The organism is Pseudomonas sp. C1C7 (assembly GCF_013359595.1).
GTDB lineage: Bacteria > Pseudomonadota > Gammaproteobacteria > Pseudomonadales > Pseudomonadaceae > Aquipseudomonas.
This window is the reverse complement of the sequence record NZ_JABFMP010000008.1, coordinates 33,209-56,337: the sequence shown is the minus strand read 5'-3', so window position 1 is coordinate 56,337 and position 23,129 is coordinate 33,209. Positions and strand designations below refer to the sequence as shown.

Annotated in this window: 19 protein-coding genes; 9 read left to right on the top strand and 10 right to left on the bottom strand. The window is 62.1% G+C overall.

Annotation, left to right across the window (positions count from 1 at the left end; genetic code table 11):
- Window positions 1-108: 108 nt before the first annotated feature.
- The 5 genes from epd (at window position 109) to fba (ending at window position 4,314) form a co-directional block, all read left to right on the top strand.
- Window positions 109-1,167, top strand: coding sequence for an erythrose-4-phosphate dehydrogenase (epd, locus tag HNO86_RS08880; RefSeq protein ID WP_175376629.1), 1,059 nt, complete (start codon window positions 109-111; stop codon window positions 1,165-1,167).
- 26 nt (window positions 1,168-1,193) lie between these two features.
- Entirely contained in the window at window positions 1,194-2,357 is a 1,164-nt protein-coding gene (locus tag HNO86_RS08875) for a phosphoglycerate kinase (RefSeq protein ID WP_175376628.1), read from the top strand.
- Window positions 2,358-2,391: 34 nt separating this feature from the next.
- On the top strand, window positions 2,392-2,613 hold the full coding sequence (locus HNO86_RS08870) for a hypothetical protein (RefSeq protein ID WP_175376627.1): 222 nt from the start codon (window positions 2,392-2,394) through the stop codon (window positions 2,611-2,613).
- 56 nt (window positions 2,614-2,669) lie between these two features.
- Window positions 2,670-3,002: an MliC family protein gene (locus HNO86_RS08865; RefSeq protein ID WP_175376626.1), complete on the top strand. Its 333-nt coding sequence runs from the start codon at window positions 2,670-2,672 to the stop codon at window positions 3,000-3,002.
- Between the two features lie 247 nt (window positions 3,003-3,249).
- Entirely contained in the window at window positions 3,250-4,314 is a 1,065-nt protein-coding gene (gene fba, locus HNO86_RS08860; protein ID WP_175376625.1) for a class II fructose-bisphosphate aldolase, read from the top strand.
- A 143-nt stretch (window positions 4,315-4,457) separates the two neighbouring features.
- Here fba and HNO86_RS08855 read toward each other — a convergent pair whose 3' ends face one another.
- Window positions 4,458-5,126 (bottom strand): polysaccharide lyase family 7 protein, encoded by a 669-nt coding sequence (locus tag HNO86_RS08855; RefSeq protein ID WP_175376624.1) that lies wholly within the window; start codon window positions 5,124-5,126, stop codon window positions 4,458-4,460.
- A 322-nt stretch (window positions 5,127-5,448) separates the two neighbouring features.
- On the opposite strand from HNO86_RS08855, the gene HNO86_RS08850 reads away from it, so the two are divergent.
- Genes HNO86_RS08850 through HNO86_RS08840 form a run of 3 tightly spaced genes read left to right on the top strand, consistent with a single transcriptional unit; the run spans window position 5,449 to window position 8,448 of the window.
- On the top strand, window positions 5,449-7,572 hold the full coding sequence (locus HNO86_RS08850; RefSeq protein WP_175376623.1) for a bifunctional diguanylate cyclase/phosphodiesterase: 2,124 nt from the start codon (window positions 5,449-5,451) through the stop codon (window positions 7,570-7,572).
- 43 nt (window positions 7,573-7,615) lie between these two features.
- Window positions 7,616-8,107 (top strand): M48 family metallopeptidase, encoded by a 492-nt coding sequence (locus HNO86_RS08845; RefSeq protein ID WP_110965285.1) that lies wholly within the window; start codon window positions 7,616-7,618, stop codon window positions 8,105-8,107.
- A gap of 44 nt (window positions 8,108-8,151) precedes the next feature.
- A complete protein-coding gene (locus tag HNO86_RS08840; protein ID WP_175376622.1) occupies window positions 8,152-8,448 on the top strand; it encodes a helix-turn-helix domain-containing protein in 297 nt (98 codons plus the stop codon).
- 104 nt (window positions 8,449-8,552) lie between these two features.
- Here HNO86_RS08840 and HNO86_RS08835 read toward each other — a convergent pair whose 3' ends face one another.
- Window positions 8,553-9,005, bottom strand: a complete 453-nt coding sequence (locus tag HNO86_RS08835) for a GNAT family N-acetyltransferase (protein WP_175376621.1) — start codon at window positions 9,003-9,005, stop codon at window positions 8,553-8,555.
- A gap of 255 nt (window positions 9,006-9,260) precedes the next feature.
- Here HNO86_RS08835 and HNO86_RS08830 point away from each other — a divergent pair, with 255 nt between their 5' ends.
- Entirely contained in the window at window positions 9,261-9,998 is a 738-nt protein-coding gene (locus HNO86_RS08830; RefSeq protein ID WP_175376620.1) for an ABC transporter substrate-binding protein, read from the top strand.
- Window positions 9,999-10,139: 141 nt separating this feature from the next.
- Here the strand turns inward: HNO86_RS08830 and yccS are convergent, their stop codons facing one another.
- From yccS to betB, 8 genes are all read right to left on the bottom strand, one after another.
- On the bottom strand, window positions 10,140-12,326 hold the full coding sequence (yccS, locus tag HNO86_RS08825) for a YccS family putative transporter (protein ID WP_175376619.1): 2,187 nt from the start codon (window positions 12,324-12,326) through the stop codon (window positions 10,140-10,142).
- Window positions 12,327-12,457: 131 nt separating this feature from the next.
- A complete protein-coding gene (locus HNO86_RS08820; RefSeq protein WP_175376618.1) occupies window positions 12,458-13,636 on the bottom strand; it encodes an NAD(P)/FAD-dependent oxidoreductase in 1,179 nt (392 codons plus the stop codon).
- 51 nt (window positions 13,637-13,687) lie between these two features.
- Complete coding sequence (gene dbpA / locus HNO86_RS08815; RefSeq protein WP_372242523.1) at window positions 13,688-15,025, bottom strand: ATP-dependent RNA helicase DbpA; 1,338 nt, start codon at window positions 15,023-15,025, stop codon at window positions 13,688-13,690.
- Between the two features lie 144 nt (window positions 15,026-15,169).
- Window positions 15,170-16,597 (bottom strand): multidrug transporter subunit MdtD, encoded by a 1,428-nt coding sequence (gene mdtD / locus HNO86_RS08810; RefSeq protein ID WP_175376616.1) that lies wholly within the window; start codon window positions 16,595-16,597, stop codon window positions 15,170-15,172.
- A gap of 131 nt (window positions 16,598-16,728) precedes the next feature.
- Window positions 16,729-18,078, bottom strand: a complete 1,350-nt coding sequence (locus tag HNO86_RS08805) for a TldD/PmbA family protein (RefSeq protein WP_175376615.1) — start codon at window positions 18,076-18,078, stop codon at window positions 16,729-16,731.
- Window positions 18,078-19,520, bottom strand: coding sequence for a TldD/PmbA family protein (locus tag HNO86_RS08800; protein WP_175376614.1), 1,443 nt, complete (start codon window positions 19,518-19,520; stop codon window positions 18,078-18,080). Before HNO86_RS08800 ends, HNO86_RS08805 begins: the two co-directional genes overlap by 1 nt.
- Window positions 19,521-19,761: 241 nt before the next feature.
- Window positions 19,762-21,462 (bottom strand): choline dehydrogenase, encoded by a 1,701-nt coding sequence (gene betA / locus HNO86_RS08795; RefSeq protein WP_175376613.1) that lies wholly within the window; start codon window positions 21,460-21,462, stop codon window positions 19,762-19,764.
- Between the two features lie 137 nt (window positions 21,463-21,599).
- A complete protein-coding gene (gene betB / locus HNO86_RS08790) occupies window positions 21,600-23,072 on the bottom strand; it encodes a betaine-aldehyde dehydrogenase (RefSeq protein WP_175376612.1) in 1,473 nt (490 codons plus the stop codon).
- Between the last annotated feature and the right edge of the window lie 57 nt (window positions 23,073-23,129).

The following is a 23,129-nucleotide window of genomic DNA, read 5'->3' as shown; positions in this document are numbered from 1 at the left end:
CAGATGGTGTTCACAACAATGGCCCAATGTGGGAGCGGGCTTGCTCGCGAAAGCGATAGATCGGGCGCCGCCGCGTTAACGGATTCACCACGGTAATCGAGACCCCCCATGCCCCAACCGCGTCCCTACAAAGTTGCACTCAACGGCTACGGCCGGATTGGTCGTTGCGTCTTGCGTGCTTTGTTCGAGCGAGGCTCGGCGGCTGGGTTCGAGATTGTCGCGATCAACGATCTGGCCGACATGGCCAGCATCGAATACCTGACGCGCTTCGACTCCACCCACGGGCGCTTTCCCGGTGAGGTGAAGGTCGACGGCGATTGTCTGCATATTAATGGCGATTGCGTGAAGGTCCTGCGCAGTGCCACCCCCGAAGGCATCGATTGGGCGTCCCTTGGCGTCGATCTGGTGCTGGAATGCTCCGGCGCTTACCACACCCGTGAAGACGGCCAGCGTTTCCTCGACGCGGGTGCGCCACGGGTGCTGTTTTCCCAGCCGATGGCCAGCGAGTCGGATGTCGACGCCACCATCGTCTACGGCGTGAACCAGGAGTGCCTGACCGGCGACGAACTGCTGGTGTCCAACGCCTCCTGCACCACCAACTGCGGCGTGCCGCTGTTGCGCCTGCTGGACCAGGCCATTGGCCTCGAGTACGTCTCGATCACCACCATTCACTCGGCGATGAACGATCAGCCGGTGATCGACGCCTATCACCACGAAGACCTGCGCCGCACGCGCTCGGCGTTTCAGTCGGTGATTCCGGTGTCCACCGGTCTGGCGCGAGGCATCGAACGCCTGTTGCCGGAACTTGCCGGGCGAATTCAGGCCAAAGCCGTACGCGTGCCGACGGTGAACGTGTCTTGCCTCGATATCACGATGCAGACTGTGAGTGGCACCGACGCCGCCGAGGTCAACCGGATCCTGCGCGAGGCTGCCACCAGCGGCCCGCTCAAAGGCCTTCTGGCCTATACCGAGTTGCCCCACGCCAGTTGCGATTTTAACCACGACCCACATTCGGCCATCGTCGATGCCAGTCAGACCCGCGTTTCCGGCCCACGGCTGGTGAACATCCTGGCCTGGTTCGATAACGAATGGGGTTTTGCCAACCGAATGCTGGATGTTGCGGAACACTATCTGCAATCAGCTATTTCAAAAAAACCTGCTCTCTAAGAACAGCTATTCAGGAAATGCGACCCATGACCGTGTTGAAGATGTCCGACCTCGATCTGCAAGGTAAGCGCGTACTGATTCGCGAAGACCTCAACGTCCCAGTCAAGGACGGTGTAGTCACCAGCGATGCGCGAATCCTGGCTTCGCTGCCGACCATCAAGCTGGCCCTGGAAAAAGGTGCGGCCGTGATGGTCTGCTCGCACCTTGGCCGTCCGACCGAAGGCGAGTTCTCCGCCGAGAACAGCCTCAAGCCAGTCGCCGACTACCTGAGCCGCGCCCTGGGCCGCGAAGTGCCGCTGGTGGCCGATTACCTGGGCGGCGTTGACGTCAAGGCCGGCGACATCGTGCTGTTCGAAAACGTGCGCTTCAACAAGGGCGAGAAAAAGAACGCCGATGAACTGGCCCAGCAATACGCCGCGCTGTGCGACGTGTTCGTGATGGACGCCTTCGGTACCGCACACCGTGCCGAGGGTTCGACCCATGGCGTGGCCAAGTTCGCCAAAGTCGCTGCTGCAGGTCCCCTGCTGGCTGCCGAACTGGACGCATTGGGCAAGGCCCTGGGTGCCCCGGCCAAGCCAATGGCTGCGATCGTTGCCGGTTCCAAGGTGTCGACCAAGCTGGACGTGCTGAACAGCCTGAGCCAGATCTGCGACCAGCTGATCGTCGGCGGCGGCATCGCCAACACCTTCCTGGCCGCTGCCGGTCACCCGGTCGGTAAGTCCCTGTACGAGCCGGACCTGCTGGACACCGCTCGCGCCATCGCCGCCAAGGTCAGCGTGCCGCTGCCGGTGGACGTCGTGGTTGCCAAGGAATTCGCTGAAAGCGCCGAAGCCACCGTCAAGCTGATCGCCGACGTTGCTGCTGACGACATGATCCTGGACATCGGCCCGCAGACCGCGGCGAAGTTCGCCGACCTGCTGAAATCGTCGAAAACCATCCTCTGGAACGGCCCGGTGGGCGTGTTCGAATTCGACCAGTTCGGTAACGGCACCAAAGTCCTGGCCCAGGCCATCGCGGACAGCGCGGCGTTCTCCATCGCTGGCGGCGGCGACACCCTGGCGGCCATCGACAAATATGGTGTTGGCGAGCAAATCTCCTACATTTCTACCGGCGGTGGCGCGTTCCTCGAATTCGTCGAAGGCAAGGTGCTGCCAGCCGTTGAAGTCCTGGAAAGCCGGGCCAAGGCCTGAGGTCTGCCGTTTGACCAGGCAAGGGAGTGTTCAGATGGTCAGAACGTTTGCGCTGTTGATCGTCGCGGGTGCGCTGGCGGCTTGCGGGAGTAACCCCAAAGCCCCCGAGGTGCCCGAGACGCCGGCACAGGACAAGGGCTGCTACCAGGCCGACTGGCAGGCGGAAACCAATCCTGTGCTCAACAAGCGTTCCGGGCCTGACGGCCTGGATAAATACGAGACACAGACTCCCGCCAAGGAACATGGTTGCCCTTGACGGGTCTGACTCTTTACTCAGGGCCGGCGGCGTGCGCTGCCGGTCGAGGAACACGGATGAAAGGATTGATCGCCATTACGGCGCTGGCATTGCTGGCCGGGTGCTCCAACTTGAACCCGTTCCAGTCGTCCGCCCCGGCAGACAACTGGACCACCTGGACCTGCGACAGCCAGGCCAAAGTGGTCTGGCGCTTCGCCGACGAGAGCCGCAGTCAGGTCGACGTGCGACTCGGTGGCGCCGATCAGGTCTACCGCTTGAAGCAGGAGCCGGGCGCGTCGGGTGTGCTGTACAGCAACGACATGCTGGCGTTTCACATAAAAGGTGAGGAAGGCCTGGTTTACTGGGTCGCCACCAATGATTTGATTGGGCGTGGGTGTAAGGCCGAATAACAACGCAGCCCTCTGTAGGAGCAAAGCTTGCTCGCGATGAGGCCAGCACATTCAACACCTGTGTTGGCAGTTGAACCGCTATCGCGAGCAAGCTTTGCTCCTGCAGGTTCTGCGTCGGCATTCAGATTTTTTCGTAACACCGAATCCGCAGCCCGGGCTCAACCCCCGATCTGCAATAACTTGAATAGCCGCCGCCGCTCCGGCAGGCTGGCACGATTAACGACTTCAACCGGGAGAGACCCTAACAATGGCACTTATCAGCATGCGCCAGATGCTGGACCACGCAGCCGAGTTCGGCTACGGCGTTCCAGCCTTCAACGTCAACAACCTTGAGCAGATGCGCGCCATCATGGAAGCCGCTGACAAGACTGACTCCCCGGTGATCGTCCAGGCTTCGGCCGGTGCCCGCAAATACGCCGGTGCCCCGTTCCTGCGTCACCTGATCCTGGCGGCCATCGAAGAATTCCCGCACATCCCGGTGTGCATGCACCAGGACCACGGCACCAGCCCTGACGTCTGCCAGCGTTCCATTCAACTGGGCTTCAGCTCGGTGATGATGGACGGTTCCCTGGGCGAAGACGGCAAGACCCCGACCGACTACGACTACAACGTCCGTGTCACCCAGCAGACTGTGTCCATGGCTCACGCCTGCGGCGTTTCGGTAGAAGGCGAACTGGGCTGCCTGGGTTCGCTGGAAACCGGCATGGCCGGTGAAGAAGACGGCATCGGCGCCGAAGGCGTTCTGGATCACAGCCAGATGCTGACCGACCCTGAAGAAGCCGCTGACTTCGTCAAGCGCACTCAGGTCGATGCCCTGGCCATCGCCATCGGCACCAGCCACGGCGCCTACAAGTTCACCAAGCCGCCTACCGGCGACGTACTGGCGATCGACCGCATCAAGGAAATCCACAAGCGTATTCCGAACACCCACCTGGTCATGCACGGTTCGTCTTCGGTTCCGCAAGAGTGGCTGGCGATCATCAACCAGTACGGCGGCGACATCAAAGAAACCTACGGCGTACCGGTTGAAGAAATCGTCGAAGGCATCAAGCACGGCGTGCGCAAGGTCAACATCGACACCGACCTGCGTCTGGCATCCACCGGTGCGATGCGTCGCCTGATGGCCACCAACCCGAGCGAGTTCGACCCACGTAAATTCTTCGGCGCCACCGTCACCGCCATGCGCGACGTCTGCATCGCTCGCTACGAAGCCTTCGGCACCGCCGGCAACGCCTCGAAGATCAAGCCGATCTCCCTGGAAGGCATGTACCAGCGTTACCTGAAGGGTGAGTTGAACGCCAAGGTCAACTAAGACCTCCGCGTTTGAGTCATATGAAAAACCCGCCGTGAGGCGGGTTTTTTTTGGGTGAAGATCAAAAGATCGCAGCCTTCGGCAGCTCCTGCAGGAAGCGCGTTCCAATGTAGGAGCTGCCGAAGGCTGCGATCTTTTTGCGTTTATTTGTTGTGATCGATATCCAGCCGGCTGAACGTCACTTTCCCGCCCTCGCTGGTGTAGCCGGTGTTGTCCTGCACATATACCCCGGCCTTGAAATACAGCGGCTTGACCCGCCATGTCGCGCTGATCCGGGTGTCCCATTGGTAACCTGCGGCACTCAGGCCCAGGGCGCCGCCGGGGCTCAAATGGATCAGGTAGGAGAATTCGCGGTCCAGTTTCACGCCCGTGGCGATGGTGATTACCCGGCCTTCATCATCATCGGGATGCATGCGCACCTTGGCGACGATGTTGCCGGTTTCGGTCTTGGTCTTGTATTGATACTCGAGTTTGACCAGCGGCTTTTGGCTTTCATAGGCATGAATCTGGCCTATGACGATCTTGCCCGAGCTGGGCACCTGATTCACTGTGAGGGTGGCATGCAGCAGGTTGTCGGCGTCCGGGTAGTACCAGTTTTTCAGGGTGCCATTGCTGTAGGTTTCCCGCAGTTCAGTGCGCGGATAGATCGCGTTTTCAGTGCGCGAACCGGTCACCGGGGACCAGAAAAACAAGGTGCCGGTATCGGAATGGAAATACTGATTCTTGTAGCCTTTGACCAGTTTCGAGGTTTCAACGGTGTACGGCGGGTTGCCGACCGGAACGCTGAGGTTCCAGGATGCGAGGTCAATCATTGGCTAAGCTTCCACAGGAATTTGCAGTACGGGCGTACCAGAAGCTCTAACACGCGCCTTTGACGGCGGCCTTTATAAACATAGAAGGGTTTTTTGTTAATGCTGGCATCGCCGGATCCATGGCGTCAAAAAACTGTTAAAAGGCCATCCTTCGCGGTTTTAGTGGCTTTCAGAGGTGACCGTTAGTCGGTAAATTAATACCTTGGTTAAATGATGGCGCACTGACAGCTTCAGCTTTTTTGGATCCAGGTCTAGAGTGAAGCCATAGTATCTGTCCGGTTTTCACGAGAAACCGGTCTCGTCCCGAACAAAGAGAAGCAGCATGGAATGCGCGCAACCCCCGCCAATTGACGGCAACTCAACGTTATTGATCGTCGACGACTACCCTGAAAACCTGATCAGCATGCGCGCGTTGTTGCAGCGCCAGGACTGGCAGGTCATCACCGCGGCCTCGGGTTTCGAGGCGCTGAGCGTGTTGCTCGAACAGGATGTCGACCTGGTTCTGCTGGATGTGCAGATGCCGGGCATGGACGGTTTCGAGGTGGCGCGCCTGATGCGTGGCAGCCAGCGCACCCGGCTGACACCGATCATTTTCCTGACCGCCAACGAGCAGTCCCAGGATGCCGTGATCAAGGGTTACGCCAGCGGCGCCGTGGATTACCTGTTCAAACCTTTCGACCCACAGATCCTCAAGCCCAAGGTCCAGGCGTTGCTGGAACACCAGCGCAACCGCCGCGCCTTGCAGCGCCTGAGTCATGATCTGGAAGTCGCTCGCGCCTTCAACGCCTCGGTGCTGGACAACGCCGCCGAAGGCATCCTGGTGGTGAACGAAGACGGCCTGATCCGTTTCGCCAACCCGGCGATGTCGCGCCTGCTCAATGCCACGGTGCAGGAGTTGGAGGGCAAGGAATTCCTGGATTTCATGCAAAAGCCGCACATTCCGGTGTGGGCGGAATCCGAACTGCTGAGCGGCTACAAGCGCGGCGAGACCTTCCGCCTGCACGATGCGCTGCTGCGGACCGCACGGGGGCAGCAGGTGCCGGTGGCATTGTCCTGCGCGCCGCTGCCAGCCGAGCAGCATGCGATGGTGGTGACGGTGCAAGACATGTCGGTGGTGCGCCATCTGCATCAACAGCTGGAATACCAGGCGGTCACCGACCCGCTGACGGGCTTGCTCAACCGCCGCGGCTTCTATCAGACCGTGGAAAACCTGCTGCTGCGCAGTGAGCACAACGACAGTGCCTGGGTGCTGATGTACCTGGACCTCGATGGGTTCAAGCGGGTCAACGATTCCCTCGGTCACGAATCGGGGGATCGCGTGCTGCGCTGGGTGTCCGAGCAGTTGAAGGCCTGTCTGCGGCCGTTCGACATTCTGGCGCGCATCGGCGGCGATGAATTCACCGCCTTGCTCGACCTCGAATTCCCCGAGCAGGCCTCGCGAATTGCCGAGAAGCTGATCGAGCGGGTGTCGATCTGTCAGCAGATCGACGGCCTGGATATCGCCCTGGGCGTGAGCATCGGCATCGCCACCTACCCCGATTGCGGGGCCAACCTGGACGGTCTGCTGCGGGCATCGGACATCGCGATGTACGAAGCCAAGCGCGCCGGTCGGCAGCAATACCGCTTCTACGATCACGAGATGAACGGCCGCGCCCGGTCGCGGTTGATGCTCGAAGAAAGCGTGCGCAGCGCCATCGAGAATCGCGACTTCAACCTGGTCTATCAGCCGCAGGTGGCCATCGCCGACGGGCGGATTCGTGGCTTCGAAGCCTTGCTGCGCTGGCAGCACCCGAGTGTCGGCGATGTGCCGCCGGGGCTGTTCCTGCCTTTGCTGGAAGAGGCGCGGTTGATCAGCCGCCTGGGCAGCTGGATCTATCAACGCGGCGCCGGGCAGCGCAAAGCCTGGGAAACCCTGTTCGCCGAAGATCTGGTGCTGGGCGTCAGCCTGAGCAGCACCCAGTTCTCCATGCCCAATCTGGTGACCGAACTGCGCCAAGTGCTGGAGCGTCATGGCCTGCAACCCCGGCATCTGGAAGTGGAGGTGACCGAAGAGGCGCTGATGCGTCATCCGGAGGAAACCCGCAAGCAGCTGCGATTGCTGCGTAACCTGGGGGTCAGGGTGGCGCTGGATGATTTCGGTTCCGGGCCGTGTTCGCTGGCGCATTTGCGGGATCTGGAACTGGACACGCTCAAGCTCGACCGCCACCTGATCGCGCGGATTCCGCAGTCCTCACGGGACGCGGCGCTGGTGTGCAACATCATCGAGCTGTGCAAGCGCTTTGGCATGCTGGTGATCGCCGAAGGGGTGGAAACCGTCGAGCAGTACCAGTGGCTGCAAGCCAATGGCTGCGAGTACGTGCAGGGTTTCCTGGTGGCGCGGCCGATGATGGCCGAAGACACCGAGCGCTTTGTGCAGCCTTTCGACTGGAGCGCGCTCAGCGGTTGAATTCGCTACACTGGCGACCTTTTCGTCATGTGTGTTGCCTGCGATGACCGCGTTGAAATACCTCCAGGCTTATCCTGCTTCGCTGCAGGATCAGGTGCGCCAGCTGATCGCCGAAGGTCGGTTGGGCGACTACCTGAGCAAGCGCTACCCCGAGCAGCACGGTGTGCAGAGCGACAAGGCGCTGTACACCTACGCGCTGGACCTCAAGCAGGAATACCTGCGCAACGCCCCGGCCATCGACAAGGTGCTGTTCGACAACCGCCTGGACCTGACCCATCGTGCCCTCGGCCTGCACACCACCATCTCGCGGGTGCAGGGCGGCAAGCTCAAGGCCAAGAAGGAAATCCGCATCGCCTCGCTGTTCAAGGAAGCGCCCGCCGAATTCCTGAAGATGATCGTGGTTCACGAGCTGGCGCACTTCAAGGAATCGGATCACAACAAGGCGTTCTACAAGTTGTGTGAACACATGCTGCCGGGCTATCACCAGATCGAATTCGATGTGCGGGTGTACCTGACCTGGCGGGACATGCAGTAAACAGATCTTCCGGACTTTTCATCTTCTGAAACCGAGGCGCATGGATGGACGTAAGCAAGACCAAAAGCAGCTTCTACCGCCGCCTGTACGTGGCGTACCTGATCGACAGCGGCCTGGCCAGCAGCGTTCCGGCACTGACCGAAGTCACCGGCATGCCACGGCGCACCGCCCAGGACACCATCGCGGCGCTGGCGGATCTGGATATCGTCTGCGAGTTCGAACAGGAAGAGGGCGCCCGCAACCATGCCGGGCGCTATCGGATTCGTGACTGGGGGGCGATCGATCGGGGGTGGATCGAGCGGCATTTGCGGGGGATCAAAGAGGTGTTGGAGTACCCCTAATCTGCGGTGATTGATCGATCTCATCGCGAGCAGGCCCGCTCCCACATTGGATTTGTGAACGACGCAAATCCAATGTGGGAGCGGGCTTGCTCGCGAAGAGGCCCTCAGGAACGACGCATACCTATGTGCGCAATCCCATCCTCGACATACTCCTCACCCGCCACCACAAACCCGTACCGCCCGTAGTACCCCTGCAAATGCGCCTGGGCCGAGAGATAGATCGGCATGTCCGGCCAGCGCTTTTGCGCCTGTTTCAGCGCCTGTTCCATCATTTCATGCCCCAGACCCTGGCCACGGGCCGCCGGCGAGGTCACGACCCGTCCGATCACCACGTCACCGCCCTGCATTTCCGGATCGAGCAGGCGCAGATAGGCCACCAGCCGGTCCTCGTCCCAGGCCATCAAATGGCAGGTTTCACCTTCCAGATCCTGGCCGTCGATGTCCTGGTAGAAGCATTGCTGCTCGATGACGAACACCTCGGCGCGCAGCTGCAAAATCGCATACAGCTGCTGTATGCCCAGATCGCTGTGGTGTTTGCAGACCCATTCGATTGTCATGTTTTGATTCCCTGAAAACGTCCTGGTGATACTAAGCGCCCGCACGATGGAAGTCTTTATGGCGGAGAAATCTGTGACAAAGACCAAAATGCCATCAATCATCTCGCGCGGCGCCGGCTTCTTTGTGTAATCTGGATTCCAGCCATCTGCAGTGGCTTCAATGAACTGAGATTTTGCACCTGGGCGTGCCGGTAAGGAGCTTGGAGATTTAGCTGAAAACACGTCGGGCACCTCGCCCGCTAAGGATGTTCGAGCATGCCGCGATTGCATCGAGTCTTTGCTCTGATCGTTTTGCTGTTGCTGGCCCAGCACGCGGCAGCGGACAAACTGCGTCTGGTCGCCGATGCCTGGCCGCCCTTTACCGATGCCACGCTGGTCAATGGCGGGTTGGCCACCGACATCGTCAGTACCGCCCTGGCGCGAGCCGGTTATGCCAGCGAGTTTGAACAGGTGCCCTGGGCCCGGGCGTTGCTGGGGTTGGGGGAAGGGCGCTACGACGTGCTGGTCAACGCCTGGTACGCCGAGGATCGCACCCGGCTTGGCCAGTTTTCCGCTGAATACCTGATCAATCGCATCCGCTTCATCAAGCGCAAGGATGCCCCCATCGAATACAACAACCTGCAGCAGTTGCACACCTACCCGGTGGCTATCGTGCGCGGTTACGCCTATTCGCCGGCGTTCGATGAAGATGAATCACTGCAGAAGGTGCCGGTCCACAACTTCGCCCTGGCCGTGCGCATGGTGGCTGCCGACAGGGTCAAGCTGACCCTGGAAGACGAATACGTCGCCCGTTACTACCTGGCCCGGGAATCGGCCAAAGTGCGCAATGCCGTGGAGTTTTTGCCCAGGCCCTTGAGCGAGAACAGCCTGCATATCCTGGTGAGCCTGAAGAATCCGAAGCATGAGCAGATCGTCGCCGGTTTTGACCGGGAGATTGCCAGGATGAAGGCGGATGGGAGTTATGCGCGGTTGCTTCGCCAGCATGGGATGTAGAGGGGCAGCTGCAAGCTTCAAGCTGCAAGAGTTGGTTATGTGGTGTCTGGTCTGGCGCCTTCGCGGGCAAGCCTCGCTCCTACGGGGCGTGGTGATTCTCTGTAGGAGCGAGGCTTGCCCGCGAAGAGGCCCTGTCAGGCGCTACACCTCTGCACGGGTGTCCTTGATCAAATGCGCCGCCAACGTCCGCAACGGCCCCAGTTGCCGGCAGATCAGCGCCAGTTGCGTCTGCACCAGCCGCTGTCCCTCATCGATCTCATCGGGCATCTGCTCCAGCTCATTGGCCAGGGCTTCTTCCTCGTCGCTCTGAATTGCAATCGCCGACTTGCTGGCCAACCCTTGGGCGATTTCGTCGATGCTGGCTGCCAGCTTCACCCCGGCGCCTTCGATCAGATGCTCGCGCACCTCGGCTGGCAGGCGGGTTTCACGGTGTGCGCCGAGGCCTGACAAATAGCTGAGCAGCGTGTGCGACAGCACCAGGAAGCGGAAGCCCACGTCCGCTTCCTTACGGAAGTGCCCCGGCTCCATGAGCATGTTGGCCAGGGTGGTCGACAGCGCCGCGTCGGCGTTGTGCGCGTTGCGTCGGGCCAGGCGGTAGGCCAGGTCGTCGCTTTTGCCGGCGGCGTATTGCTGCATGATCTGGCGCAGGTAAATGCTGTTGCAGGTCAGGGTGTTGGACAGCACCTTGTTCAGGCTGCGGCCCTGCCAGTCCGGCAGGAACAGGAACACCGCGAGCCCCGCGATCAGGCTGCCGAGCAGGGTATCGAACAGCCGCGGCAGGAACAGCCCGTAACCGTCGCCCACCTGGTTGAAGCAGAACAGCACCATGAGGGTGATCGCCGCCGTCGCCAGCGTGTAGCGGGTGGTACGGCTGATAAAGAACACCACACCTGCGGCAATCGCGATGCACGACTGGATCAGCGGGTTGGGGAACAGGTCGAACAGCGCCCAGGCCAGGGTCAGGCCGACGGCGGTGCCGATGATCCGCTGGCCCAGCTTGCGTCGTGTCGCACCGTAGTTGGGCTGGCAGACAAAGAGCGTGGTGAGAATGATCCAGTAGCCCTGGGACGGGTGGATCAAATGCACCATCGCGTAGCCGATGCTCAGGGCCAGGGGCAAGCGCAGGGCATGGCGGAACAGCAGCGAAGTCGGCGTCAGCTGCGTGCGCAAGCGCACCCAGACGTCCCTGAGGTTGCGTGGCGAACGGTCGAGCAGGCTGCTGTCGGTGGCGTCGGCCAGGGCATCGGGGTTGCTCGCATCACTGAGCAGGCGGTCGAGGGTGGAAAGGTTCGCCGCCAGCGCCCGCAACGAACGCAACAAGCCGCGCCAGGCCGGATTGCTCTGGATGCGCAGGTGTTCGAGGGAGGCATTCAGATCGCCCAGGGCTTCGGCGAAGCTGGCGTCGTAGATAAACGGCTGGCGCATCTGGATCGATTCGGCCAGCGCCCGGCAGGCCTTGCCCTGCTGGCGCAGCAGGCGCTGGCAGCGGAACAGCACGTCGCTGTGGAAAAACGCCTCGGCCAGGGCGTTGTAAGGGTAGTGCGAAGAGCTGGCGCGTTCGTGGATGTCCTGGGCGAGGAAATACAGCTTCAGGTAGCGGCTCAGTTTCGAGCCCGGGCGGCCGTTGCCGACCCGGTGCAGGATGATTTCCTTGGCGGCGTTCAGTGCGGCGACGACACGGCCGTTCTGCTGGGCCAGTTCCAGGCGCCGGGCTTCCACGTCCAGCTGGCGAATCGGCTCGAACAGCGACGATTTCAGCTTCAGGTAGTAGCCCAGCTCGCGAAACAAACGCGCCAGGCTCTGCTGCACCGGCTGGTTGGAAAACAGCGCCTGCCACAGCACCGAGAGCGCCCCGTACCAGGCCGCGCCAGCCACCAGCAGCAAGGGTTCGTGCCAGACGTCGATCACCGCGCCGCCGCGCTGGTCCACGCCGATCATGGTGTACACCGACAGAATCAGCGTCGCCGAGGCAATCGCGCCATAACGTTCGCCCAGGGCGCCAAGCATCGTCAGGCAGAAGCTGGCGAGGGCGAAGGCGATGATGAAGACGATCGGGTAGGGGAACAGCAGCTCCACCGACAGCGCGGCGACGGCGAAACAGACCAGGGTCACAGCCAGCGCATTGAGGCGGCCTTGCCAGCTGTCGTCGGTCTCGGCCAGGGCGCTGGCGATAATCCCCAGGAACAACGGGATCAGCAGCCCCATTTCATCCTGATACCAACACAGTGCCATGGTGCCGGTCAGGGCGATGAACACCCGCACGCTGTAGCTGAACTTGTCCAGCGCCCACAGACGCCGCAGAGACTGACGAAACGAAGTCGATGACATGAAATGCGAAGGCCTTCCGAGGCGATGCCGCTAAATTGAGCCAGTAATGACGCCGACGCAATGGCGGCGATCACATCGGGCAGCAAAAACTGTTCCTTCCCTGGCAAACACGACCTTCTTTTGTAGGAGTGTCAGACGTACTGCGCCGCCGCGTACCCCGAGGCCCACGCCCACTGGAAGTTGAAACCGCCCAGATGCCCGGTCACGTCCAGCACTTCGCCGATGAAGTACAGGCCGGGACTTTTCAGCGATTCCATGGTCTTGGACGACACTTCATTGGTGTTCACGCCACCCAGGGTCACCTCGGCGGTGCGGTAGCCTTCGGTGCCGGCGGGCACGATTTTCCAGCTCGCCAGTTTTTCGGCGATGCCGGCGATTTCCGCGTGGGTGTACTGCTTCATCGGTTTGGACACGAACCAGTTGTCCGCCAGCAGGTTGGCCATCTTCTTGGTGAAGATCTCCCCGAGCAGGGTTTTCAGTTCGCTGTTGGGGCGTTCGGCCTGTTGCTGTTGCAGCCAGGTCGGCACGTCGTGGTCGGGCATCAGGTTGATCTCGACCGTATCGCCCGATTCCCAGAACGAGGAAATCTGCAGAATCGCCGGACCGCTGAGGCCGCGGTGGGTGAACAGGATGTTCTCGCGGAAACTCTGCTCGTTGCAGCTGACCAGGCAATCCACCGACGTGCCGGACAACTCGCTGCACAGCGCCTTGAGCTGATCGGTGATGGTGAACGGCACGAGGCCGGCGCGGGTCGGCAGCAGTTCATGGCCGAATTGCTTGGCCACCTGATAGCCGAAACCGGTGGCGCCCAGGGTCGGGATCGACAGGCCGCCGGTGGCGATCACCAGCGACTGGCAGGTGACCTGACCGAGGGTGGTGTCCAGCAGATAACCCTGTTCGAGCTTCTCGATGGTCTGAATCGAGGTGTCCAGGTGCAGGCTGACGCCGGCCTGATCGCACTCGTTCAGGAGCATTTCGAGAATGTCGCTGGATTTGTTATCGCAGAACAGCTGGCCGAGTTTTTTCTCGTGGTAAGGCACGCCGTGCTTGGCCACCAGGCCGATGAAATCCCACTGGGTGTAGCGCGCCAGGGCGGATTTGCAGAAGTGCGCGTTCTGCGAGAGGAAATTGCCAGGCTCGGTGTACATGTTGGTGAAATTGCAGCGCCCACCGCCCGACATCAGGATTTTCTTGCCGGCCTTGTTGGCATGGTCGAGCAACAGCACCTTGCGCCCACGGCCGGCGGCGGTCAGTGCACACATCAACCCTGCGGCGCCAGCGCCAATGATCACGACTTCGGTAGAGCGCAAAACGGTGTCCTCACACAAATTTTCAATTCACCGACGGTCCATGTGGGAGCCTTAAAGAATACGCACCCGCAACGACCGGCCCTTGATCTTGCCGTCGTTCAGGCGCTGCAGGGCCTGTTTGGCGATGCCGCGCTCCACGGCCACGTAGGCCTGGAAGTCGAAGATCGCGATCTTGCCGACCTGGGCGCCCGGGATGCCGGCGTCGCCGGTCAGGGCGCCGAGGATGTCGCCCGGGCGTACTTTGTCCTTGCGCCCGGCGGCGATGCACAGGGTGCTCATCTGCGGCAGCAGCGGACCGCCGCCCTGGGACTTGAGGTTGTCTACCTGATCCCAGTTCAATGGCGACTTCTGCAACTCTTCGATCGCCTGCGCACGCTGCGCTTCGGACGGCGCCACCAGGCTGATCGCCAGGCCTTTCTCGCCGGCACGACCGGTACGGCCGACGCGGTGGATGTGGATTTCCGAATCGCGAGCCAGTTCGACGTTGATCACCATGTCCAGGGAATCGATGTCCAGGCCGCGGGCCGCCACGTCGGTGGCCACCAGCACCGAAGTGCTGCGGTTGGCGAACATGGCCAGCACCTGATCGCGGTCACGCTGTTCCAGGTCGCCGTGCAGGCCGACGGCGGAGATGCCCTTGGCGGTCAGGTGATCGACGGTTTCCTGGACCTGCTGCTTGGTGAAGCAGAACGCCACGCAGGACGCCGGACGGAAGTGGCCCAGCACCTTGGTCACCGCGCTCATGCGCTCTTCCGGGGAGATTTCGTAGAAACGCTGCTCGATCTGCGAGTCGTCGTGCAACGCCTCGGCCTTGACCTGCTGCGGGTTGCGCATGAACTTCGCCGCCAGTTGCTTGATGCCGACCGGGTAGGTGGCCGAGAACAGCAGGGTCTGGCGACGTTCCGGTGCCTGCATGATGATTTCTTCGATCGAGTCGTAGAAACCCATGTCGAGCATGCGGTCGGCTTCGTCGAGGATCAGGGTGTTCAGGCCGTGAAGCACCAGCGAACCCTTGCGCAGGTGCTGCTGGATGCGCCCCGGGGTGCCGACGATGATGTGCGCGCCGTGCTCCAGCGAAGCGATCTGCGGGCCGAGCGACACGCCGCCGCAGAGGGTCAGGACCTTGATGTTGTCTTCGGCGCGGGCCAGACGGCGGATTTCCTTGGCGACCTGGTCGGCCAGCTCACGGGTCGGGCACAGGATCAGCGCCTGGCAGCCGAAGTAGCGCGGGTTGATCGGGTTCAGCAGGCCGATGCCAAAAGCCGCGGTCTTGCCGCTGCCGGTCTTGGCCTGGGCGATCAGGTCCATCCCCTTGAGGATCACCGGCAAGCTCTGCGCCTGGATCGGCGTCATCTGGGAATAACCGAGGGAGTCGAGGTTAGCCAGCATGGCGGCGGACAACGGCAGAGTATTGAATTCGGTGGCGATGGTGGTCACGGGACTGGCCTGCAAAACAAAATGTCGCGCAGTGTACCAGTCCGATGGCCATTCGCCTTTTGTTTCCGGACGAATAGTTGAAGCGATGGCGAACGATCAATGCCCGATATCGTGCTCGCGGCTGACTATTCGGCGTCCGTCTTTGGGTGACAGCTGGGAAAAAATCGTCGCCGCCAGCATCGCCATGATGCCTACAGTGACGAACGTCAGCTGGAACGCCCCGAGCACCGTTTCCACGCCGTCATTGCCAACCTCGGCGGTAAAGCCGCCAAGCAGCGCACCGGCGCAGGCCACCCCGAGGCTCAGGGACAATTGCGCGACCACCGACAGCAGGCTGTTGCCGCTGCTGGCGCTGGCGTCGTCGAGGTCGATCAGGGTCACGGTGTTCATCGCGGTGAACTGCAGGGAGTTGATCGCCCCCAGGATCGCCAGCAGGCATAGCAGCAGCCAGTACGGCGTCTGCTCGCTGACCAGGCCCATGCTCGCCAGCATGATCCCCAGCGCCAGGGTGTTGCCGGTCAGGACGATGCGGTAGCCCAGGCGCTCGATCATCGGCCGCGCCACCCACTTGGCGACCATCGCCGCGGCAGCCAGCGGCAACATGCTCATCCCCGCCAGGGACGGCGAGTAGCCCAGCGCCACCTGCAGCAGCAACGGCACGAGGAACGGCAGGGCGCCGCTGCCCAGGCGGGCGAACAGGTTGCCGAGAATGCCGACGGCGAAAGTCCGGGTCTTGAACAGCGACGGCGAGAACAATGGATTTTCGATGTGCCCGGCGCGCAGCCAGTACGCCGCCAGACAGGCCATGCCGCCGAACAGCAGCAACATCACGCGCAGGTGCGGCAGGTGCAGTTCGCCCAGGCCCTCCATGGCGATGGTGATCAGGATCATCGCCGCGCCGAACAGCACGAAGCCCAGGCCATCGAATTTCGTGCGTTCCGAGCCACGCAGGTCGGGAATGAATTTCCACACCGCATAGCAACCGACCACGCCCACCGGCAGGTTGATCAGGAAGATCCAGTGCCAGGTCAGGTACTGCACCATCCAGCCGCCCATGGTCGGGCCGATCAGCGGGCCGAGCAGGCCGGGGATGGTGATGAAACCCATGATCCGCACCAGCTCCGAGCGCGGGTAGGCGCGCAACACCACCAGCCGCCCGACCGGTAGCATCAGCGCGCCGCCCAGGCCCTGAATGACTCGAGCGCCAATAAGCTGGGTCAAGCTACTCGACATGGCACAGAGTAATGAGCCGATGCTGAACAGCAGAATGGCGCTGAAGAAGATTTTTTTGGTGCCGAAGCGGTCGGCGATCCAGCCCGAGGCCGGGATCAACAAGGCGACCGTGAGCATGTAGGCGATGATCACGCCCTGCATGCGCAGCGGGTCTTCAGCCAGATCCGCAGCCATGGCCGGCAGCGCGGTGTTGAGAATCGTCCCGTCGAGGGACTGCATGAAAAACGCAATGGCGACGACCCACGGCACCCAGCGGGCGGTGACAGCGTCGAGAGGCGGGCGGTTGGGCATGGGACCTCTTGTCAGTGTGAATCAGGCAATCCGGGGTGACTTCTTCGCGGGCAAGCCTCGCTCCTACAGGTTTTTCGCATATCCGAAATTGGCGCAAAACCTGTAGGAGCGAGGCTTGCTCGCGAAGCTTTTCAAAGGGTCAAAGTCAGTTTGCTGACCAGCGCCCCCGGCAGCAGCGCCGAAGCCGTCGCGCGCTGGCTGTAGGTGCTGGCCGACAGCAGCATCTCGCGCTCTTGGGTCAACGCTTCGAGCTGCGAGCCGAGCAGGCTGAAGGCGCTGTCGTCAAAGCGCATGGTGCTGACCGGTGCCTGGATTTCGCCGTTCTCGACCCAGAAGGTCGCGAAGCGGGTCATACCGGTCAGGCGGGCTGCCGGCTGGTCGGAAAAATTCAGGTACCACAGGTTGCTGATGTACAGGCCCGTGCCCAGCTGCTTGAGGACGTCCGCTTCCGCCAGGACCCCGGCCTGCATGTTCAGGGCGCTGGGCCATTCGCCGGCGCTGGCGCCGTTGGCGGTCAGGCCGTATTCGGCGGCGCTGCGCGAACCGACCAGCTGTGCCTCGGCCTTGCCCTCGACGATCAACCGAAGATCGCTGCGCGGATAACCTTCATCGGAAAACGCCGGACTCAACGAACCACTGACTTTCTCGTCCAGCGACACCAGCGGACTGAAGTGCTGATCACCGCCATACAGCTTCTGCAGCGGACTGCTCTTGCTGGCGATCGACTGTGCGGAAAACCCGCCCCAGCACAGCATGCCCATGATCTCTTCCAGCGCCGCCGGTGCCAGGTAAGCGCGGTACTGTCCCGGCGCCAACGTACGCAATGGCCGCCCGAGAAGCTCCAGCTGCTCGCGGGCCTGCTGGAAACGTTTGGCGAACGCCTCGCTGTTCCAGTCATGGCCGGCAAAGCTGGCTTTCACCGCCTGGCCGTTTTCGTGGAACAGGCTGAAGTCGAAGTTGAAACTGTTGGCCTGATGCCAGCCAAAGGCTCCGGCGGAACTGGCGAAACCACGGCTGATAGGCCCGGCCGCGTAGAAACCGACCAGATCCAGGCCTTCGGCGCAACGGGTGATTTCGGCGACCACCTGCTCGGTGTCCGGCAGCGGATGCTCCTGCACATTGTTGCTTTGCCAGCCGTTGTGGTTGAGCAACAGATACGGATCCTGCGGCAGCAACGGCAGGGTGTCGCGCAGCTGTTGCAGGCCTTCGGCCAGACGCTGCTGATCCACCTGCGGATCGCCGGAGAGGGTGATGTCGAGGTCGGCGTGGCGACCATCATTGATCAGTTTCAGAACGATGCTCGCCTGCTGCACCTGCCCGGCCTGACGCACCTTGGCGTGGTTGAAACGCACGAAGGCCGAGGACTCGGCGGCGTAGCTCAAGGTGAACCGTTCCGGTTCGTGCAGGGCCTCGCGCAGTCCGTTGACCAGCGCCTTGAACGACTCGCCCTGGTTTTTCGAGGTGCTCGCGTGAGTAGTCATCAGGCGTCTCCTCCAAACACATCAACGTTGCTGAACACGCAGGCGGGCGACGCATGGCCGACGCGGATCACCTGGTTGGGTTCGCCCTTGCCGCAGTTCGGCGTGCCGAGGACCTGGAAGGTGTTGGCATCGCCGACGGCGCTGAGGCTCTTCCAGAACTGCGCGGAAACGCCCCGGTAATTCGGGTTCTTCACCACGCCCTTGAGTTCGCCGTTTTCGATCAACTGGCCCCATTCGCAGCCGAACTGGAACTTGTTGCGCGCATCGTCGATGGACCAGGAGCGGTTGGTGCTCATCAGGATGCCGTGTTCGATGTTGCCGATCAGGCGCTCCAGCGGTTGATCGCCGGGCTCGATGTTGAGGTTGGCCATGCGGTCGATCGGCGGACGGTTCCAGCTGCAGGCGCGGCTGTTGGCGACACCGCAAAGGCCCGTGCGCAATTGCGACAGCGCACCGCCCAGCGGGCGCAGCAACAGGCCTTCTCGGATCAGGAATTGCTTGCTCGCGGCGGTGCCGTCGTCGTCATGGCCGTAGCTGGCGAGCTGCTCGGGAATGTCCGGGTCGAAGGTCACGTTGAGCAGTTTCGAGCCGTATTGCAGATGACCGAAGTCTTCGGCCTTGACGAAGCTGGTGCCGGCGTAATTGCGCTCGTCGCCCAGGATGCGATCCAGTTCCAGCGGGTGTCCGATGGATTCGTGGATCTGCAGCATCATCTGGTCGGGCATCAGCAGCAGGTCGCGCGGGCCTTGCGGGGTGTTCGGCGCGAGCAGCAGTTGCAGGGCCTGATCGGCGACTTTCGGGCCGGCGCCGATCAGTCCGCAGCGGCTGATGACATCGGCGCCGCCCTGCTGGCCGAAGTTCTCGCGGCCCAGGCTGCGGGTCTGGCTGTCGTTGCCGTCGTAGGCGGTGACGTCCAGGCCCGGGTAGACGAAACGCTGGGCCTGGCGCAACTCGGCGCCGGCGCTGTTGAGGTAGATCTGCTCGACGTGGGTGATGCCGATGCTCACCTGCCAGTTCACCAGACGATCGTCCTTGGGCACGGCAGCGGATTCGGCGCCGAGCAGTTCATAGCACTGGCTCAAGGATGGGAACGGCTGGTCGAGGTTCGGCGAGAAATAATCGGCGCGCTCCTCCGAGACGGCCTGATCGTGCAGGTCGAGCAGGGCATGGGGCTTGAGCCGGCGCGCCTGATGTTCGGCGCGTTCGAGGGCCGCTTGCAGGCCTTGCTGCGACAGGTCGTTGGTGGCGGCATAAGCTTCGACGCCATTGACCCGCACGGTCAACATCGCGCCTTCGTCACGTCGCAGGCTCGGCGGTTCGGCGACATTTTTGCGCACCGACAGGTACTGGCCGGACTCGCGTACATAACGCAGGGAAAAGAACTCGGCGCCCGTGCGCAAGGCAGCGAAGCGCTGCTTGAGCTGGGGGTGGAAATCGAACATTCGGGGGGCCTCCTTGGTGTGGAGCATCGGTGCTGCGAGGGAGGGGGTGAAACGATTGCGTGGCGCTAGATTAGGCCTGCGAGGGGGGAGGATCAAGTTTGGAGCGGTAGAGGTGTGTTGTTTGTGAGGGCCTCATCGCGGGCAAGCCCGCTCCCACAGGATCTCGGTTGGACTACAGATTTGTATTCCAACCCAAAAACCTGTGGGAGCGGGCTTGCCCGCGATTGGCCCCGACGCGGTATTACGCGGTCTGAGGCACTTCCCGCACCGCCTTGCCCTTCACCGGCGCATCACCGGCCACGTAGTAGGCGGCCTTGCTGCGCGGCAGCGGCTGGCGACCGCGGATCCGGTCGGCGATTTTCTCGGCCATCATGATGGTCGGTGCGTTCAGGTTGCCGGTGGTGATGATCGGCATGATCGAGGCGTCGACCACGCGCAGGCCCTGCATGCCATGCACGCGACCCTGACCGTCGACCACCGCCATCTCGTCGGTGCCCATCTTGCAGGAGCAGGACGGGTGGAACGCGGTTTCGGCGTGCTCGCGGATGAACTTGTCCAGCTGCTCATCGGTTTGCACTTCGATACCCGGGCTGATCTCGCGACCCCGAAAGGCGTCCAGTGCCGGCTGCTGCATGATTTCACGGGTCAGGCGGATGCCGTCGCGGAATTCCTGCCAGTCCTGCTCGGTGGCCATGTAGTTGAACAGAATGCTCGGGTGCTGGCGCGGGTCCTTGGATTTGACCTGGATCCGACCACGGCTCGGCGAACGCATGGAACCCATGTGCGCCTGGAAACCGTGCTCCTGCACACCGTTGCTGCCGTTGTAGTTAATCGCCACCGGCAGGAAGTGGTACTGGATGTTCGGCCATTCGAATTCCGGACGGGTGCGGATGAAACCGCCGGCTTCGAACTGGTTGCTGGCGCCGATGCCGGTGCCGTTGAACAGCCATTCGGCACCGATGGCCGGCTGGTTGTGCCACAGCAGCGACGGGTACAGCGACACCGGCTGGGTGCAGGCGTATTGCAGGTACAACTCGAGGTGGTCCTGCAGGTTTTCACCTACGCCAGGCAGGTCGTGGACCACCGGAATATCGAGGCTTTGCAGCAGCTTGGCCGGGCCGACGCCAGAACGTTGCAGCAGTTGCGGCGAAGCGATGGCGCCGGAGCAGACCAGCACTTCCTTGCGCGCTTTGACTTCAACGCGCTCTTCAGCGGCGCCCACCAGGTAACGCACGCCGACCGCACGCTTGCCTTCGAACAGAATCTTGTCGGTCAGGGCGTGGGTGACGATGGTCAGGGTCGAGCGCTTCTTGGCCACGTCCAGGTAACCACGGGCGGTGGATGCACGACGGCCTTTGGGGGTCACGGTGCGGTCCATCGGGCCGAAGCCTTCCTGCTGGTAACCGTTGAGGTCTTCGGTGCGCGGGTAACCGGCTTGCACGCCGGCTTCGACCATGGCGTGGAACAGCGGGTTGTTGCCGGCCTTTGGCGTGGTCACGCTGACCGGGCCTTCGCCGCCGTGGTAATCGTTGGGGCCGATGTCACGGGTTTCCGCCTTGCGGAAATACGGCAGGCAGTCGAGGTAGGACCAGTCTTCCAGGCCCGGCAGTTTCGCCCAGCCGTCGTAGTCCATGGCGTTGCCGCGGATGTAGCACATGCCGTTGATCAGCGAGGAGCCACCCAGGCCCTTGCCGCGACCGCATTCCATCCGGCGACCGTCCATGTGCGGCTCCGGATCGGTTTCGTAGGCCCAGTTGTAGCGACGGCCCTGCAGCGGGAACGCCAGGGCGGCCGGCATCTGCGTGCGGAAGTCCATGCGGTAGTCCGGACCGCCCGCTTCGAGCAGCAGGACGGTGACGCCGGCGTCTTCGGTCAGACGGGTAGCCAAGGTGTTGCCTGCCGATCCTGCGCCAACAATGATGTAGTCGTATTCTTGAGTCATGGGGGCTCCTTGAGAGCTGCGAGCTCTAAGCTTCAAGCTGCAAGAAAAAGCAGCGAGCGGTGTATCGAAGAGATGCGGCAAACCAAACTGCTTTTACTTGCAGCTTGAAGCTTGCCGCTTGTAGCTGGATCAGCTAATCAAAATACTGAAACATACTCACCGAGTTCGACTTGCACGGACTTGATGCGCGTGAAGTTATTGAGAGAGCTGATCCCGTTCTCGCGGCCCACGCCCGACTGCTTGTAGCCACCGACCGGCATCTTGGCGTCGGATTCGCCCCAGGCGTTGATCCAGCAGATGCCCGCTTCCAGTTGATGAATGATGCGGTGGGCGCGGTTCAGGTCCTTGGTGACCACACCGGCGGCCAGGCCGAAGTCGGTGTCGTTGGCGCGGCGGATCACTTCTTCTTCGGTTTCGTAGCTCAGGATCGCCATCACCGGGCCGAAGATTTCTTCGCGCACGATGGTCATGTCGTCGGTGCAGTCGGTGAACACGGTCGGTGCCACGAACGCGCCCTTGGCGAATGCGCCGTCAGTCAGACGATCGCCACCGCACAGTACGCGTGCGCCTTCTTCCTTGCCCTTGGCGATGTAGCCCAGCACGCTTTCCATGTGGGCGAAGCTGACCAGCGGGCCGAAGTTGGTGTTTTCGTCCTCAGGGTTGCCGATGCGGATGCGCGCGACGCGCTCGGCGATCTTGGCTTCGAAGGCGGCCTTCATGTGGCTCGGCACGAACACGCGGGTGCCGTTGGTGCAGACCTGACCGGAGCTGTAGAAGTTGGCCATCATCGCGGTGTCGGCGGCGCGATCCAGGTCGGCGTCGTCGCAGATGATCAGCGGGGATTTGCCGCCCAGTTCCATGGTCACGTCCTTGAGCGAAGAGCTCGAGGCGCTGGCCATGACTTTCTTGCCGGTGTCGGTGCCGCCGGTGAACGAGACTTTCTCGATGCGCGGGTGCTCGGTCAGCCAGGTGCCGACTTCGCGGCCGCTGCCGGTCAGGACGTTGAACACGCCGGCTGGCAGGCCCGCTTCGGTGTAGATCTCGGCCAGTTTCAGGGTGGTCAGCGAGGTGACTTCGCTTGGCTTGAAGATCATCGCGTTGCCGGCAGCCAGGGCCGGTGCGGATTTCCACAGGGCGATCTGGATCGGGTAGTTCCACGCGCCGATACCGGCCACGACGCCCAGCGGCTCGCGACGGGTGTAGACGAAAGAAGTGGTGCGCAGCGGAATCTGCTCACCTTCGATGGCCGGCACCAGGCCTGCGTAGTACTCCAGCACGTCGGCGCCGGTGACGATGTCCACGTAGCGGGTTTCGGAGTAGGCCTTGCCGGTGTCCAGGGTTTCCAGGGCAGCCAGTTCGTCGTTGCGCTCACGCAGGATTTCCACGGCGCGACGCAGGATGCGAGAACGCTCCATGGCGGTCATGGCGGCCCAGATTTTCTGGCCCTTTTCGGCGCTGACGACAGCGCGCTCGACGTCTTCCTTGGTGGCACGTTGTACTTTTGCGAGGACTTCGCCGTTAGCCGGGTTGATGGCTTCGAAAGTGGCGTCGCTGCCAGCGTCGGAGTAAGCGCCATCGATGTAGAGTTTTTGCAGTTCGAAACGGGCCATAAAGTCCTCGCAAGTGCATGAGTGGCGGCACGGTGCGGGTGTCGAGCGTTCTTTTGT

Bases quoted from the DNA above. Each gene is read 5' to 3' on its own strand.
- epd (WP_175376629.1), top strand. From the start codon at position 109: ATGCCCCAACCGCGTCCCTACAAAGTTGCACTCAACGGCTACGGCCGG.
- HNO86_RS08875 (WP_175376628.1), top strand. From the start codon at position 1,194: ATGACCGTGTTGAAGATGTCCGACCTCGATCTGCAAGGTAAGCGCGTA.
- HNO86_RS08870 (WP_175376627.1), top strand. From the start codon at position 2,392: ATGGTCAGAACGTTTGCGCTGTTGATCGTCGCGGGTGCGCTGGCGGCT.
- HNO86_RS08865 (WP_175376626.1), top strand. From the start codon at position 2,670: ATGAAAGGATTGATCGCCATTACGGCGCTGGCATTGCTGGCCGGGTGC.
- fba (WP_175376625.1), top strand. From the start codon at position 3,250: ATGGCACTTATCAGCATGCGCCAGATGCTGGACCACGCAGCCGAGTTC.
- HNO86_RS08855 (WP_175376624.1), bottom strand. From the start codon at position 5,126: ATGATTGACCTCGCATCCTGGAACCTCAGCGTTCCGGTCGGCAACCCG.
- HNO86_RS08850 (WP_175376623.1), top strand. From the start codon at position 5,449: ATGGAATGCGCGCAACCCCCGCCAATTGACGGCAACTCAACGTTATTG.
- HNO86_RS08845 (WP_110965285.1), top strand. From the start codon at position 7,616: ATGACCGCGTTGAAATACCTCCAGGCTTATCCTGCTTCGCTGCAGGAT.
- HNO86_RS08840 (WP_175376622.1), top strand. From the start codon at position 8,152: ATGGACGTAAGCAAGACCAAAAGCAGCTTCTACCGCCGCCTGTACGTG.
- HNO86_RS08835 (WP_175376621.1), bottom strand. From the start codon at position 9,005: ATGACAATCGAATGGGTCTGCAAACACCACAGCGATCTGGGCATACAG.
- HNO86_RS08830 (WP_175376620.1), top strand. From the start codon at position 9,261: ATGCCGCGATTGCATCGAGTCTTTGCTCTGATCGTTTTGCTGTTGCTG.
- yccS (WP_175376619.1), bottom strand. From the start codon at position 12,326: ATGTCATCGACTTCGTTTCGTCAGTCTCTGCGGCGTCTGTGGGCGCTG.
- dbpA (WP_372242523.1), bottom strand. From the start codon at position 15,025: ATGCTGGCTAACCTCGACTCCCTCGGTTATTCCCAGATGACGCCGATC.
- mdtD (WP_175376616.1), bottom strand. From the start codon at position 16,597: ATGCCCAACCGCCCGCCTCTCGACGCTGTCACCGCCCGCTGGGTGCCG.
- HNO86_RS08805 (WP_175376615.1), bottom strand. From the start codon at position 18,078: ATGACTACTCACGCGAGCACCTCGAAAAACCAGGGCGAGTCGTTCAAG.
- HNO86_RS08800 (WP_175376614.1), bottom strand. From the start codon at position 19,520: ATGTTCGATTTCCACCCCCAGCTCAAGCAGCGCTTCGCTGCCTTGCGC.
- betA (WP_175376613.1), bottom strand. From the start codon at position 21,462: ATGACTCAAGAATACGACTACATCATTGTTGGCGCAGGATCGGCAGGC.
- betB (WP_175376612.1), bottom strand. From the start codon at position 23,072: ATGGCCCGTTTCGAACTGCAAAAACTCTACATCGATGGCGCTTACTCC.